This window comes from Hyphococcus luteus (genome assembly GCF_002943565.1).
Taxonomy (GTDB): Bacteria; Pseudomonadota; Alphaproteobacteria; order Caulobacterales; family Parvularculaceae; genus Hyphococcus; species Hyphococcus luteus.
On the sequence record NZ_PJCH01000003.1, the window covers coordinates 274,626 to 289,346 of the forward strand.

16 protein-coding genes and 1 other RNA gene are annotated in these 14,721 nt (G+C 60.9%); 6 read left to right on the top strand and 11 right to left on the bottom strand.

Annotation, left to right across the window (positions count from 1 at the left end; genetic code table 11):
* The first annotated feature begins 130 nt into the window (after positions 1-130).
* Positions 131-481 (top strand): hypothetical protein, encoded by a 351-nt coding sequence (locus CW354_RS03880; RefSeq protein WP_133162163.1) that lies wholly within the window; start codon positions 131-133, stop codon positions 479-481.
* 3 nt (positions 482-484) lie between these two features.
* Here the strand turns inward: CW354_RS03880 and CW354_RS03885 are convergent, their stop codons facing one another.
* From CW354_RS03885 to rnpB, 4 genes are all read right to left on the bottom strand, one after another.
* On the bottom strand, positions 485-1,693 hold the full coding sequence (locus tag CW354_RS03885) for a beta-ketoacyl-[acyl-carrier-protein] synthase family protein (RefSeq protein ID WP_104828736.1): 1,209 nt from the start codon (positions 1,691-1,693) through the stop codon (positions 485-487).
* 19 nt (positions 1,694-1,712) lie between these two features.
* Positions 1,713-1,961 carry an acyl carrier protein gene (locus CW354_RS03890; RefSeq protein ID WP_104828737.1) on the bottom strand — a complete coding sequence of 83 codons (249 nt, stop codon included), beginning with the start codon at positions 1,959-1,961 and terminating at the stop codon, positions 1,713-1,715.
* Between the two features lie 273 nt (positions 1,962-2,234).
* Entirely contained in the window at positions 2,235-2,720 is a 486-nt protein-coding gene (locus CW354_RS03895; protein ID WP_104828738.1) for a YajQ family cyclic di-GMP-binding protein, read from the bottom strand.
* A 70-nt stretch (positions 2,721-2,790) separates the two neighbouring features.
* Positions 2,791-3,156: RNase P RNA component class A (gene rnpB / locus CW354_RS03900), an RNA gene on the bottom strand.
* 183 nt (positions 3,157-3,339) lie between these two features.
* On the opposite strand from rnpB, the gene CW354_RS03905 reads away from it, so the two are divergent.
* From CW354_RS03905 to CW354_RS03915, 3 genes are all read left to right on the top strand, one after another.
* Positions 3,340-3,864, top strand: coding sequence for a SixA phosphatase family protein (locus CW354_RS03905; RefSeq protein ID WP_104828739.1), 525 nt, complete (start codon positions 3,340-3,342; stop codon positions 3,862-3,864).
* A gap of 68 nt (positions 3,865-3,932) precedes the next feature.
* Positions 3,933-4,376 (top strand): hypothetical protein, encoded by a 444-nt coding sequence (locus CW354_RS03910; RefSeq protein ID WP_104828740.1) that lies wholly within the window; start codon positions 3,933-3,935, stop codon positions 4,374-4,376.
* 103 nt (positions 4,377-4,479) lie between these two features.
* Entirely contained in the window at positions 4,480-4,755 is a 276-nt protein-coding gene (locus CW354_RS03915) for a hypothetical protein (RefSeq protein ID WP_165793510.1), read from the top strand.
* Here the strand turns inward: CW354_RS03915 and CW354_RS03920 are convergent.
* The 5 genes from CW354_RS03920 to CW354_RS03945 all read right to left on the bottom strand — a co-directional run bounded on the left by CW354_RS03920 (position 4,739) and on the right by CW354_RS03945 (position 8,862).
* On the bottom strand, positions 4,739-5,422 hold the full coding sequence (locus CW354_RS03920) for an N-acetylmuramoyl-L-alanine amidase (protein WP_104828742.1): 684 nt from the start codon (positions 5,420-5,422) through the stop codon (positions 4,739-4,741). The genes CW354_RS03915 and CW354_RS03920 overlap by 17 nt on opposite strands.
* 3 nt (positions 5,423-5,425) lie before the next feature.
* The gene (locus CW354_RS03925; RefSeq protein WP_133162164.1) at positions 5,426-6,340 is read right to left on the bottom strand and encodes a DMT family transporter; all 915 of its coding nucleotides are present in this window, start codon (positions 6,338-6,340) and stop codon (positions 5,426-5,428) included.
* Between the two features lie 125 nt (positions 6,341-6,465).
* A complete protein-coding gene (locus tag CW354_RS03930; RefSeq protein WP_104828744.1) occupies positions 6,466-6,684 on the bottom strand; it encodes a hypothetical protein in 219 nt (72 codons plus the stop codon).
* Positions 6,685-6,779: 95 nt separating this feature from the next.
* Positions 6,780-7,463 (bottom strand): molecular chaperone DjiA, encoded by a 684-nt coding sequence (locus tag CW354_RS03935; protein ID WP_104828745.1) that lies wholly within the window; start codon positions 7,461-7,463, stop codon positions 6,780-6,782.
* Positions 7,464-7,887: 424 nt separating this feature from the next.
* On the bottom strand, positions 7,888-8,862 hold the full coding sequence (locus CW354_RS03945) for an ArsR/SmtB family transcription factor (RefSeq protein WP_104828747.1): 975 nt from the start codon (positions 8,860-8,862) through the stop codon (positions 7,888-7,890).
* Positions 8,863-9,059: 197 nt separating this feature from the next.
* On the opposite strand from CW354_RS03945, the gene CW354_RS03950 reads away from it, so the two are divergent.
* Together CW354_RS03950 and CW354_RS03955 are read left to right on the top strand one after the other, a co-directional pair.
* The gene (locus CW354_RS03950; protein WP_165793511.1) at positions 9,060-9,866 is read left to right on the top strand and encodes an MlaA family lipoprotein; all 807 of its coding nucleotides are present in this window, start codon (positions 9,060-9,062) and stop codon (positions 9,864-9,866) included.
* Positions 9,867-9,894: 28 nt separating this feature from the next.
* Entirely contained in the window at positions 9,895-10,524 is a 630-nt protein-coding gene (locus tag CW354_RS03955; protein WP_165793512.1) for an MlaC/ttg2D family ABC transporter substrate-binding protein, read from the top strand.
* A 27-nt stretch (positions 10,525-10,551) separates the two neighbouring features.
* Here the strand turns inward: CW354_RS03955 and CW354_RS03960 are convergent, their stop codons facing one another.
* A complete protein-coding gene (locus CW354_RS03960; protein WP_207764650.1) occupies positions 10,552-11,325 on the bottom strand; it encodes a hypothetical protein in 774 nt (257 codons plus the stop codon).
* Positions 11,326-11,464: 139 nt separating this feature from the next.
* Positions 11,465-14,671, bottom strand: a complete 3,207-nt coding sequence (locus tag CW354_RS03965) for a TonB-dependent receptor domain-containing protein (RefSeq protein ID WP_165793513.1) — start codon at positions 14,669-14,671, stop codon at positions 11,465-11,467.
* Positions 14,672-14,721: the final 50 nt, after the last annotated feature.

Here is a 14,721-nt window from a genome sequence, read left to right on the forward strand (position 1 = left end):
TGACGCCTTTTTGAGCGCAAAAATCGCCCGGAGACACCCGATTCTTGCGGGAGACAGCGCCGCTTTTTACGCGCCATTAACCCTAATGGCGCCTAAATGGGGCTGCAACAATCCGGAGGAGATCCCCAAGATGGAAGATCTCAATTACATTATCGGCATTGGGTTTTCGGGCGCGGACCTGCCGCGCGCGGTCATTCTGGCTTTCCTCTTCGCAATGTTCGCGCAAAGCAACACGAATGTCTGGAAAGCGGGTCTTCTGGCGCTTCTCATCGACCGCACGGTCTGGCCGATCGCGGCCATGGGCGCCTCAGGCGCGGAGCTGCAATCCATCTATGCCGCGATCGCCGGGATGGCGAAAAGCTTCAAGGACGATCTCGGCATTTACATCGTCCGCTATATCGGGCTTGTCCTGATGATCGGCGGCTTCCGCTGGATGCGCGCCGCGCTTCACGGCATATCGCCGAAAAAGGCGGCCGCTTAAGCTTTAGAGCTTCTCGAATGCGATGACCGCATTGAGGCCCCCAAAAGCAAACGAGTTCGAGAGCGCGACCGCAATGTCGCGCTCTTTTGCTTTATTGGGGACATAATCAAGATCGCATTCCGGGTCCGGCTCATCATAATTGACCGTGGGCGGAACAACGCCGTTTTTAAGCGCCAGGATCGCCGCGATCGATTCGACGCCGCCGGCGGCGCCGAGCAAATGGCCATGCATGGACTTCGTCGAGGAGACGGCGAGATCGTCCGCCCCGGCGCCGAACACGTCGCGAATGGCTTTCGTCTCCGTCGGATCGTTCAAAAGCGTGCCGGTGCCGTGGGCGTTGACATAGACCGACTTCGGGTCGGCGATATCGATGTCTTTCAGCGCCATCTTCATCGCGCCGGCGGCGCCGTTCACGTCCGGATTGATCATGTCCTTGCCGTCGGCGTTCATGCCGAAGCCGGAAAGCCGGCAAATGATCTCCGCGCCGCGCTTTTTCGCATGTTCTTCTTCTTCGAGGATGAAAACCCCGGCGCCTTCGCCGATAACGAGACCGTTGCGGTTTTTCGAAAACGGCCGGCAGGTCTCGTCGGCGAGAATGTGCATCGCCCTCCAGGCTTCGAGCGCGCCATAACACAGGATCGCCTCGCTCGCGCCGGCGATGCCGGCGTCGGCGGCGCCCGATTTGATCAGCTCGGCGGTGACGCCAAGCGCGTGCGCGCCGGTGGCGCAGGCGCTGGAGACCGCGAAAGACGGTCCTTTGACGCCGTATTTGATGGTCAGATGGCTCGCGGCAGCGTTCGGAATGAGTTTGAGGATGGTCAGCGGATGCGGCCGGCGTTCGCGGCAGAGCATCGACACATAGCCTTCGTCGAAAGTCGACTGGCCGCCGATCCCGGTGCCGATGATGCAGGCCGTACGCGCGCTTAAAGCATCGTCGAATTCTAGGCCGGACTGCGCAACCGCTTCTTCCGCGGCGAGCGCTGCAAGCTGTGAAAACCGGTCGGCGCGCATCAGCTGGACGCCGAGGTTTTTAATGCGCGCTTCGAGACCGTCGACGGGCGCGACCGGCACATTGAGCGAAAACCGGTCTGCGGAATAGTCGCGCTTTTCGATAGCGCAGCGTCCGGCCGTCAGACCGTCCCAAAACTCAGCCACGCTCGCGCCAAGCGGCGTGACCGCGCCCATTCCCGTAACAACGACATTTCTACTCATTGGGGGCGGGCCATCAGGTCTATTTCTTGATCAGCTTGTCGAGGGCGTCGAGAAGATCGCCGACCGTCGTCATCTCGCCGAACGGATTTTCATTGGCGTTGAACGGCACTTCCACGTCGAGCTTTTCCTCGATTTCGTAGATGATCTCCACGACCGAAAAGGAATCGATGCCGAGATCGGCGATGGGCGTGTCGCGATTGAGCTCGCCGGTGAGCCCCACCGCGTGCTCCTTGATGATCTCGAGAAGGCTCGCTTCCATATCGGCCATATCGCTCTCCCTTGTCTCCCTCGCGTCTTAGAGCCTGATCTTAAGGTGTTGCAATCCCTTCGGAACGAAGAAGATCAGACGTCCCTTTCAGCGCGCCGATGCGGCGCCGGCTCTAACATAAAAGAATAAGAGCCTGTGAGGCATCGGTTTGGCGGCTGGCGAACGTCTGTCCATCGGGCTCCTGTGTCGTTACAGACCTCATACTAGGGCTCTTAACCGACGCCGCCGGAAATGCCTAGGCCGCAAGGCCGTTCTTAAAGCCCGGACAGCCGCTTAGTCCCGGAAATTCTGGTACTGCATGGGCTGTTCGAGCTTCATGCCCTTGACGAAGGCGATCACCTCCTGGAGGTCGTCTCGTTTCTTGCCGGTGATGCGCAGGGAATCGCCCTGGATCGCCGCCTGGACCTTGAATTTCCCGCCCTTGATCGCCTTGACGATCTTCTTGCCGAGCTCCTTGTCGATGCCCTGCTTGATGAGGACGCGCTGGCGCACGGACTGGCCCGCCGCCGGCTCTTCCTTCTGATAGTCGAGCGAGCCCGGCTCGATGCCGCGCTTTTGCATATTGCCCTGCAAAATCTCGTGCATCTGGCGAAGCTTCAGATCGTCGTCGGCGAAGATCGTGATGACGCCGTCCTTCATTTCAACGGACGATTTCGAGCCTTTGAAATCATAGCGCGTCGAGATTTCCCGCGTGACGTTCTGGATGGCGTTCTCCGCTTCGGAAAGATCGACTTCGGAAACAATATCGAATGACGGCATGGCGGGACCCCGTGATCAGAAAAAGAAATATACGTCGGACCAAGTTTCTCTTGATCCGCTTCAGAATAAAAGCGCCAGACGGTCTGTAAGCCGGGTTCTGTACCTCTCGCGAGGCGACGGCCATTCCTCTAGGCCGCACATTGCTGCGCGGCTCAAGCAACCAACCCGGACGACTCGGCGCGGAAACCCGCCTGCCCTTTTGGGGCGCGCCGTCCCTATTCGGTTTTGCTCCAGGCGGGGCTTGCCGTGCCCGTCCCATTGCTGGTCCGGCGGTGCGCTCTTACCGCACCTTTTCACCCTTGCCCCTTTAAAAGAGGCGGTTCGTTCTCTGTGGCGCTGTCCCTCAGACCCCTCATCGCTGAGAGGCCCGGCCGGGCGTTACCCGGCGCCTTGTCTCCATGGAGCCCGGACTTTCCTCCCGCCTTCGCCCTTTCGGGCTTCGGCGTGGCGAACCCGCTGCATCGTGCAGGCAGGGCTTGCCGCGCCGAAGCGGCTACGCCGCGTAGGCGGGCGGCCGTCCGACCGTCTGGCGGGGAGTGATGTGTCCCTTCCGGCCGTCCGGGTCAAGGCTGCGTGATTAACGGTTTAAGGGGCCCGCGCAGCCCCCTATGATCCGTGCATGAAACGAATTTCCCTGTTGCGCCACGCCGAGGCCGCCGAAAGATCGCCGGCGATCACCGACCGGGAGCGGCCCCTGACCAAGAAAGGCCGCGAGGATTCCAGGCTCATGGGCGGGTTTCTGGCGAAAAGCGATCGCCTTCCAGGTCTCGCCCTGTGCTCGCCGTCGACCCGCACCCGCGAGACGCTCGACGGCGTGAACGCCCGCCTTGCCGAACCGCTCGAGACGATGATCGACGCCGCGATTTACGAAGCGACGGAAGAGGAGATCCTCGAGGCCATCAAGACACTGCCCGATGAATGCGATCATGTGCTGGTCGTCGGCCACAATCCCGGCTTTCACGCCCTCGGCGTCAGGCTCGCCGACCCACATGAGAGCGACGCGCGCGAACTCGCCCGGATCGCAAACAAATTTCCCAAAGGCGCGCTGGCCGTTTTCGAATTCGATATCGGCGCCTGGCGCAAGGCCGATTTCGGCGGCGGGCGTCTCGTCCAATTCACCCGGCCCAAAGACTTGCGCAAGTGACGGCTGGCGCATGGAGACGCGGCCGGCTATGAGGCTTCGCGGGCAAGCAGAAAACAAGGACGCGGATCATGGCGGCGCTGTATCATTACAGCTCCGAAGCGGAAATTATTCGCATCGGCGAGGGGTTTTTCGACCGCGCCCTGCCCAAGGCGGAGTGGACCCACGGCGCCCATTGGGCGGCGGCGTTCTGGCTCATATGCAAGCGCCCGGACATTGTCCCAGAGCGGGACATGCCGCATCTCATCCGCCGCTACAACGTCGCTGTGGGCGGCGAGAACACCGACACGGCCGGCTATCACGAGACCATCACGCAGGCCTCGCTGATCGTCGCCCGCGGCTTTCTCGCGGCGCAAACGGACGAGCCGCCCCTGCACGCGCTCTGCAACCGGCTCTTCGCCTCGCCCTTCGGCCGGAGCGACTGGCTGTTCGACTACTGGACGAAAGAGACCCTGTTTTCGGTAAAAGCGCGCAAGGAATGGGTTCCGCCGGACATCAAGCCGCTCGTTCTATAAACTAACAGAACCTTGCGCCGGTGCTTCGATCTTACGTGCGCATTCTTAAACGAAATTAGAAATCCTCCTCTAGCAAGGAGGGACCTTCGCTTTCCGGATGCTCATGCAGACCCTGTCGAGACCCTCTTTTGGCGCGATCCTGTTCATCGCCGGCGCTGTCGCCTCGGTGATCGTCCTGCAATTCCCGTGGTTTTCGTTTCTGACGACCCTCCTGGTCTGGACCGCTTTGCGCGCGCCTGAGAGCATTGGCGTCGGCGGCCTGTTGAAGATCGCCCCGGCGCCAAGCGTTTCGCAAGCCGCTTATGAAGGCTTATGGGCCGCGACCGCGCTCGTCTTCGGCGTGAGTTTGAGCTTCGAATTCGTCAGAGCTTTTCTTTAACGCTGATCAGCGCCGCGCGCGTCAGCGGATCGAAGCCCTGCCCCAAAGCCTGCGGACAGAACCGGCGCTGAAAGGCGAGAAGCCCCGCGGCGTAATCGCCGAGATTGGCGTCATAACCGATAGCCGAAAGCGCTTCCAACGCCGCCTCGAACGTCACCGCCTCGCCGGCTTTTGCGTCGCCCTCGAAGGGCGCCAGCGCCAGCCCCTCATCGCTCAGTTTTTTCCAGGGAAATTTTTCGCCCGGGTCCTCCTTGCGGCGCGGAGCCACGTCGGAATGGCCGATCACGCGCGCGGGATCGATTTTATGGCGTGCACGGATTTCTTTCAGAAGATCGATCACCGACGCGATCTGCGCGTCCGGGAAGTCGCGATAGCCGAATTGGTGCCCGGGATTGACGATCTCGACGCCGATGGAGCGTCCGTTCATTTCGATGTCGCCCTTCCAATAGGAAACGCCCGCATGCCAGGCGCGCTTGTCTTCCTCGACGAGCTTGTAGACATCGCCATTTTCCTCGACGAGATAATGGGCGCTGACTTTCGCGCCCGGCTCCTGCAGACGTTTGAGGGCTTCGGCGCCCGTTTCCATGCCGGTGTAATGCAGGATCACCGTGTCGACCGGGAGTTTCCGGTCGTCGAAATTGGGCGACGGCGCGTCGATGAGCTTCATGGCTTACCCCTGGGGCTCCAGCAAAGCCTTATTCTTAGCCTGTTTCTTAACATTCCGGAAAAGCACCACGCCGACCCCCGCCAGGGTCATTAAACCTCCGGCCGCCATGCGCGGGCCGAAGGGATCGCCGAGGAGAAAAACGCTCGAAAACACGGCGATTACGGTCGTAAACAGAACGGCCGGCGCCACCATGCTGATCGGCAGGCGCTGCAACAGCCAGTAATAGGCCGTATGGCCGAAAAGCGAGGCGCCGAGCGCCGAATAGAGAATGGCCCCGACAATAAGCGTGCGGTCCGCCGACGCCCAGGCTGCGCCCTGCCCCTCTTCGAGAAAAAACGACATGGTCATCAGCGCGACAGCGCCCACCAGCGCGAACCAGGCGAGCAATTCATGGGGTTTGAACGCGGTCGTGCGCTTGACGATGACGGCGCCGGTGGCCTCAGACAACGCGCCGGCGGCGACGAGGCCAATGCCAAGGCCGATGCGCGCCGCCTCTTCTCCGCCGGCCCCGTCTTCCGATCCGCCGAGGGCGATGACCGCGACTCCGGCGAAAGCGAGCGCGATCCCGAAAAGCCGCCGCCAGCCGGGCCGGTCGCCAAGGAACATAACGGCGAGCAGCGTGGAGAACGGCACGTTCAGCTCAATGGCGATCGCCGCCGCGGAAGCCGGCGCAAACTTCATCCCCGAAAACATCAGCCCATAATTGAACGCGCCGAGGCAGAGCCCGCCGACGAGCACCAGCCCCATTTCCCCTTTCCGCCAGGTCAGGAACGGCGACAGGATCAGCGCCACCAGCACCATCCGGATGCCGGCGTAAAAGATCGGCGGCAGGACGCCCACTGCGAGCTTGATGACGACGAAATGAACGCCCCACACGAAGCAGACGGAGAACAAAACGGAGAGTTCGCGCAGGGACAATGGATCGCGCCTTATAACCAAGGGGACAGGGCGGGGAGATGAACCCGCCTTAAGGCGAAGCCTTGCCGGCGGCAAACGAATTTATCGGGAAAGGGATTGAAGCGCCGGAAAAACCGGCGGTTTTGTTACGCCCCGGCGGGGCGCCAGCCGCGCGGCGCGCCAGGCTTGGCGAACAGGCCGGCGATGGCGGAAGCGGCGAGAACGAAGGGCGCGGCGAGCGCCACCGCAATCACGGCGAGGCAGGAAAGCGCGACGACGCAGGTAAACAGCATAACCTCGCCCAGCCGCCGGATCAGCGAGCCTGAGGCCGCTTCTTCGCCTGACTTTCCGATCGCTTTATCCACCTCTTTAAAACCCACTCGACGCGACTCTGGAAGGGGTATCAAACCAAATTGCGGGGCCCGCGTCCAGCGAACCAGGCGCCCCATGCGCCGCCATTTTACCTGTAATCGGTTAATATCTGTTCATAGGCGGCGTTGATCGCCGCCATGCGGCCTTCAGCGATCCGCACAAGGTCCGGCGGCACGCCGCGGGCCATCAGGGCGTCCGGATGATGGTCCCGGGAAAGCGCGCGATAGGCGGATTTGACGGCGTCGAGCCCGGCCCCCGGCTCAACACCCAGAATGAGATGAGGATCGTCCGCGCCCAGCCCCAGATGCACGGCCTTCAGCCGGTGATAAGCGGGCTTAGAAACGCCGAACACGGTCGCCGCCTTTTCGAGCAGTTCAAGCTCGCGCGGATGCGCGACGCCGTCGGCTGTCGCCACATGGAAAAGGCAGTCGAGGACGTCCTCGAGCACCGCCGGCGCATCCTCGAAGATTTTCGCCGCGCGGCGCAGATATTCGTCAAAGCCCGCCACATCCTGCTGGGCGAGCTGATAGATCATGCGGACCTTGTCCGCCTCTTTTTCGGGAAAAGAAAAGAAATCCTTGAAGGCGGCGATCTCGTCATCGGTGACGACGCCGTCGGCCTTGGCCATCTTCGCCGACAGGGCGATCAAGGCGATGGAAAAGGCGGTCTCGTTGCGCCGCTGCTTCTGCGCGGCGAACGCTTCCAGAAACGCCCCCAGCGTGCGCTTGCGGGCTTCGACGATAGCGGTCTCTATGCGGTCCCATAAAGGCATGGCCGCGTTTCATAAGTCCCGCCGCCCGGAAAATCCAGCTTGCCGCCGTCATGATTGTCTGTTTCCCGGGAAAAATCTGTGGAAAAATACCTGTAAAAATTATTTCACAAACAGCGGCAAGCGCTTATCCGCGCCTCAGCGCATGAAGTGCGCCGATGTGCAGCCCTTGCGCTTTGCCAATCCCCGCTTTCGCAGACATGCTTTCTCCGCACTGATCGACACGCGTTGAACGGGTGTTGAATCGGGGCGTTGAAACGGAATGCGGGGAAGGATCCGGGCATGGGGCGTACGTTTCAAGAAATTGGCGTTTTGGTGAGCGGACTTTTATGCGGCGCGGGCTTCACCGTGATCGCGCTCGCTCTCGCCGGGGTGCTTCACTGATCTCATAATGGAAATGGCCGGCGCCGCCCGCAAAAATACGGCTTCAGGCGAGGCAGCGCCAGATTTTCACCGTCAGTTTCTGCGTTTCGCCCGAGGCCGGCGACAGGGTCTCCACCTTGTCGAGCTTCAGCCCTGAGGCTTCGCACCAGCCCTCGACTTCCGTGTCGGAGAAGCCCAGACGCCGGTGCGCGTGCTCCTCGCGCAGGAATTCCAGCTCATGCGGCGCGAAATCCGAAATGATCAGGGCGCCGCCTTTTTTCAAAAGCCGCGCCGCCTCCATCACAGCCGCCCCCGGATCGACCAGGAAGTGCAGCACCTGATGCAAACAAACGCAGTCGGCGGCGCCGTTTTCCAATGGCAGCGCCAGGATGTCGCCATGGCGCACCTGGGCGGTCGTTATGCCGGCGCGGTCGAGATTGGCGCGCGCGATGGACAGCATTTCATGGGACAGATCATAGCCGATCGCGGCGGCGTAATGGCCGGCGAAGATTTCGAGCATACGGCCCGTGCCGGTGCCCATGTCGATGAAAAGGCTCATTTGCCTGTCATCGGCGAGCGACAGAATACGCGCTTCGATATCCTGCTCGGGAAGATGGAGGCTTCTGAGCCGGTTCCATTCCTGGGCGTTTTCTTCGAAATAAGCGGCGGCCTGCGCGGCGCGGGCGAGCCGGGTCTGTTCGAAGCGCTCGCCGTCCCGCGCCAGAAGGCGGTCGCCTGAGGCCGCCAGCGCCGCTGCAGCCTCCACCACGGCCCGGCGCGCCGCATCGTCGTCATCCTCGCCGCCCGCATCGCCGCCTGACGCCGCCCGGTAGAACATCCAGGCGCCTTCGCGATGGCGCTCGGCGAGGCCGGCGTCGGCGAGAATTTTCAAATGGCGGCTCACCCGCGGCTGGCTCTGCCCGAGGATGGCGGTAATCTCGCTCACCGTCAGCTCGCCCCGGATCAGGAGCACCATGATCCGAAGCCGGGTTTCCTCGCCGATGGCGCGAAAGACATGAAGAGCAGCGTCCAGCGCCATGGGGGGCCTTTGGGGTGAGTCAGACACTTTTCTTGAGATATAAAGATATATTTATGCCCCGGCAAGCTGAAGCGGCGGCCATCCGGCCCGCTAGCGCGTTTGTTCATTGTTCCGGCGGCGCGAAGCCTTATATGGTGCGGGACAAATCAGGAAAGCGGGCCCGACCGCCCGCCGACGCCAGGGGGCGCACCGCCATTATGAGACTTTTCGCCTATATCGCCGCATCCTGCCTCGTCCTTTCCGGCGCCGCCGAGGCGCAGCTTTCGGGCGCAGGCGACGATCCGGAGGACATCGCCCGGGATCTCGAAACCGCGGACACGAGCCCGGACGGCGCGGACGCCGACCCCTGGGAAGGCTTCAACCGCAAGATGTTCGCCATCAATGACGGGTTCGACCAACATCTCATGATCCCGGCGGCCAAGGCCTATCGCACCGTCACCCACAAGAAACAGCGCAAAGGCATTCGGAATTTTCTCGCCAATCTCAGAACGCCGGTCATCCTGGTGAACGACCTGCTGCAGGGCGAGTTCAGCCGCGCCGGCGACACCATGGGGCGTTTCGTCATCAACTCGACGATCGGCTTCGGCGGCATGGGCGATCCGGCCGAACGGCTCGGCATCGAGCAGCATTCGGAGGATTTCGGCCAGACGCTGGCGGTTTGGGGCGTCGATTCCGGACCTTATCTGGTGCTGCCCTTTTTCGGCCCCTCCACCTTGCGCGACGGGTTCGGCGCCGGCGTGGACCTGACCGCCGATCCGGCCTTCTGGGTGCGCACCGATCCGGCCACCTATTTCCGCTTTTCCCGCGCCGGCGCGAACATTGTCAGCGCGCGCGAGCCGCTGATCGAACCGCTCGCAGACATCCGCACGGATTCTCTCGACTTTTACGCGTCCATCCGCAGTTTTTACCTGCAATCGCGCAAGCGCGAGATTTCCAATGGCCGCACCAATTACGAAGACTTGCCGGATATCGGCGAATTCGAAGAATTCGACGATCTTGAATAGACATTTCCCTCCTGGAGGAGCTCAACTCATGCGCAGCCTCGCCCGCCGTTCCGTCTTTCGTCTCGCCGCCGCCGGCGCCGCCGCGTTCTGTTTCGCCACGCAACCGGCGGCCGCGGATCAAGCCGTGGAGGACTATGTGCAAGGTATCCTCGATGAAGCCGCGCCGATCCTCGCCGGCGCCGATCATCAGACCATGCTCGACAATATCGAGGCGCTCGTCGACGAATATGTGGACATGCGCCGCATCGGCCGCTTCGTGCTCGGTCAATATGCGCGGCGCATGAGCGAAGAGCAGGAGGCGGAATATTATCCCCTGTTCCATCGCTATGCGAAAAAGATCTATCGCAACACGCTTTCCGACTATGCCGGGGAAAGCCTTGTCGTCACCGGCTCCGTCGACCGTTCGGAACGCGACATCATCGTCAATTCCAAGATCAAGAACCCAGAACCGGGAAGCTCTTACGCGAACACGGTCATCCACTGGCGCGTCTACCGGAGCCGCGACGGCGACTTGAGCATCGTCGACGCCGGCGCCGACAATGTCTGGCTCGCCATCGAACAGCGCAGCCAGTTCACCTCGATCATCGCCAACAATGGCGGCGGCGAAAAAGGCGTCGACGCGCTGATTGCGGAGATCAAGACGCGGCTTGAGGGCTGATCGGCGGCGCGCCTGCAACGATCCCGTCTATTCGTAGCCGAGCATTTTCCGCAAGCCCGGCGCCATAAACTCAATCAGTTTTTTTTGCGCTTCGGGAAGTTCATTCGGAATTTCCACCGAAAGCCCGGAGAGATTTTCCCGCGCCGTCCCGCTCTGCTTGCGGTCGGCGCCCACCTTGACGCGCTCGCGCCAATCCTCCGGCACCGGATCGATGCCGCAATCGCCGAGCAGCTTGCGGAAATAGACTTCCGATTCGAGGCTGTCGATATTCTTCACCGCATGGACGAGATCTTCATAGCGTACGATCGTGTTGCCCGCGCCGAGCCAAGCGACCGCGTTGTGCACGTAAAGATCGAGCATGGACGGCACTTTTTGATAAATGCCGAGGATCATCAGGTTGAGCAGTTCCTCGACCCGGATGCGCCCGCCCTTCACGTGATCGATATTGCCGGAAAATTCGTCGGACAGGAAAAACCGCGCCCGCGCCAGCACCCATGTGTGCGGATCGCGGTAAAGGACGACCTTCCTGCTGTTCGCCAGCTCGATCGCCGAGGCGTCCGAAAACAGAAGATGCCCCCAGCTCAGATAGTTCTTTTCCGGATTGAAGGCTTCGAGATGTTGCTGAAGGTTCGGATGCTGAATGAACTGTTCATGATATTGCTGCTCGACCGGCACGAACATCCTGACGATGTTGCGCAGAAGATGCGTGCCGCTTTTCGGAACAGAGTTAATGAACAAGGGCTGGCGCAGCGGCGTTTGCTCAAATTTCCTGTTTTCCACGTTCAACGTGTCAGGTTTCATGGAAACTCTGGGCATGGCGCAGGCCTCTTCAAACTTTCCCGTCAAAAACAGGTCTAAAACCGCGGCCCATAGCGGGCAAGATTAAAAACGGGCGGCGGATCGCTCCGCCGCCCGTTCCGTGCATGATTCAAGCCGTTTCCTAGAACGCGGCCTTCAGGTTGAGGAAGGCCCGCCGTCCGACGAAATCATATTGCGACTGATAGGGAACCGCGCCGAGATTGGTGATTGAACTGTAGTTCGCCCCATATTCGGAAACGCGCGGCGGCTCCTTGTCGAAGACATTCGCCACGCCGAAGATCACCTTGAACTGATCGTCCATGAATGACTTGGACAGCGAGACGCTGTGATAGATCGTCCGTTCCGCGACGACATCCACGCAATACGGACCGTCATGAAGAATGTCCGTCACGCCGCAGGCGCTGTCGAGACCGGATTCCTCGCGGAAATCCGCAAGATCGCTGGTGCGGCCGAAATAGTCGATAGACCAGAGGGCGGACCAGTCGCCCTTGTCCCAGCGAATATTGAGGTCGCCGGTGAATTTCGGCTCGCCCTCTTCGCCGTTGATGTCCTCGATCGTCCCTTCAAACAAGGCGATCGTATCTTTGAGCTGCACCGTCATTTGCGACAGGATTTGAAGGTCGCCCAGCTCGCCGGGAAGCTCCTGGTCAATCCGCACCGTGAAATCGAGGCCGCGGTTCTTCTGGCTGTTCACGTTGATGAACTGGTCCGTCACCGTCGCAATCGAGTTCACATTGCCCTGGCCGTTGCGCTCATAGAGTTCGCAAAGCGGGTCGTCCGGATAAAAATTCGAGGACAAGCACCCATAGAGAATATTCGCCGGCCCAAGCTGCGCAATCTCGCCATTGACTTCGATGTCGAAATAGTCAGCGCGAATGCTTGCTTTCGTTTTCTCCGGCAGGATCGGATCGAGGAACACGGTTACGCTCGCAGTCTTCGCCTTGGAGGTTTCCGGCTCAAGCTCTCCGAGACCGCCGCTTGTGATGATGGTGGAAGAGATTGCGCCCGCCGTGTAATTATCCGGCACGCCTTCAGCGGCGCAATTGTCCGCAAGCTGTTGCGATATGTCGCCTCTCGCCAGCGCCTCACCCCAGCCGGCGCAAGGTTCGATGACACGCTGCCCCTCGAAATAGGTCTGGTCCGCGAGATAAAGCTCGAACAAAGCCGGGGCGCGGAACGACGTTCCCATCGTGCCGCCAAGACGCAGCCAGTCGGTGACCACCCAATTGGCGCTCACTTTCCAGGTCTGGGCTGTGCCCGCAACCGTGCTCACATCCGTATGGCGCCCGGCGACGCCGACTTCGAAATATTCAATCCCCGGAATATCGCGCAGAAGCGGAATGCTGAGCTCGCCGAAGAATTCAAGCGTTTTGCTCGAGCCGACCGTGTTGCCCGACGCGCTGCCCGTCCAGGAGTTGTTGATGAACTCCTGCGAGTCGGGATCGCTCGGATCGTAATACGGGTTTTCCGCGTAAGTGATGTGGCCCGGGAGATCGTCAAGCGAATCCTTCCGGAAGGTTGCGCCGAAAGCCGCGCCGAGCGGACCGGCCGGCAGCTCAACGACATTGCCGGTAAGGATCCCCTCCACATAGGCCTGAGTATAGATCGTTTTGCCCTCTTCCGTGCCGAAGAGGTAATTCCGGACATTCTGGGGAATATTGCCACGCAGAAGTTCGGGATCCCACCAGTCGATGGTCACGCATTCTTTCTGACTGACCGGCGTCACATAGCCTTCGCAGCCGTCAGGATAGTAGCCGTAGCCAATATCGTACTGGTACTGGATCGAGTCCTTGTAGATCTGGTCGTTGCGATACAGCCCTTTCGACCGGCTGTATTGGGAATAAACATCCCAGGCCCACCCCTTCAGGCCGCCGCTATCGAACTCGCCGCGGAAACCGCCGACGCCGCGAAAATAATCCACTTGCTGCGATGCGTCAGCGTGGTTGGTGATCGGCGTAGCGCTCGTGAGATAAGGCCCGGTCGACGGGTTGAAAGGGTTGCCCCCGGGCAGCCCCCAGAAATTCGTGATCACCGGCCCCGGATCGGACGTGACGCCGAAATCCCAGAACTGCACCCAGCTGTTCTGATAGGTTTCGCGGCGGTTGAAGAGGAACTCGCCATAGACTTCGACATTGTCGGTGATCTCGAAAGCGCCGTCGAGATAGGCGGTGTAGCGCGTCGTTTCGGGAATGACGGTGACTTCGGGAATGAACGGCGACTGCTGGTTGAACAGGGCGTAAGAGATCGGATCGTATTCGACCGGGAAGAACCCGTCCGGAACCGTCAGGTCCGATCCGTCGCGCGGCGGCGCCAACGCCGGGATGTAGTTCTGAAGATTGTCGCCGGCGTAATTATACTGGAACTTGGTCACCACCCCCGGCCCGCTGCCCGGAATATTCGAGTTTGGGTTATTCGTCAGGCCGCCATAAAGATAGCCATAGTCGTAATCGTAATAATGCAGGTCGTAGATCCAGATGTGCCCCCAGGGCAGGTCGTCCGAGCACTTATAATTGCCCGTACGCGGATCAACGAGATCGACGCGGTTGCCGCCCGGCGAGTCGAAGATGCGTTCTTCGCCGCATTCGAGATATTTGGGCCGCTGGCCGCGCGCCAGTTCCTTGCGCTTGTAATAATCGCCGGAGATCAGCAGGTGGCCTCGGTCGAAGGTTTTGCCCCAAGTGGCGCTGGCGCGATATTCCTCGCCGCCGGATTTGAAAGGCTGGGAGCCGAAAAAATCGAACTCGACGCCGTCCGTGTCGCGTTTCGTGATGATGTTCACGACGCCGGCGACCGCGTCCGATCCGTAAATAGACGACGCGCCGTCTTTCAGGATTTCGATATTGCCGATGATCGAGGTCGGCAGCACGTTGAGGTCGAATGAACTGACGGCGCCGCGGGTGCCCGCCGGACCGGCGCGGCGGCTGTTCAGGAGAACGAGCGTGCGTTCCGCGCCGAGACCGCGCAGGGAGATCGTCGCCGCGCCGGCGCCGCCATTGGTGACGAAGTTCGAAGAGATCGCCGAAGTGGTCTGCGCCGATCCAGAGGCGACCGAAGACGATTGGATCAGGGACGCAGCATCGATCGTGCCCTGCAGTTCGCCAAGGCGGGGGTCGATGACCTGAACGGGCCCCGGGCTGGAGAATTCGTCCTTGCGGATGCGCGAACCGGTGACGACCACAACGTCGCGGCCGCTCTCGTCATCCTCAGAGGAGGTCTCTGGAATAAGCTCGACATCATCTTGCGCATAGGCCCCAGCCGTCAGGAGCGCGCTCGCTGATGCAGTCGACAGCAACGCAAGAAAACCCTTACGCACAAATTCTTTCGACATTTTCTCTCCCATGCATGCCCAGCAAGACAAGCGAATCCGGCACAGCCCCT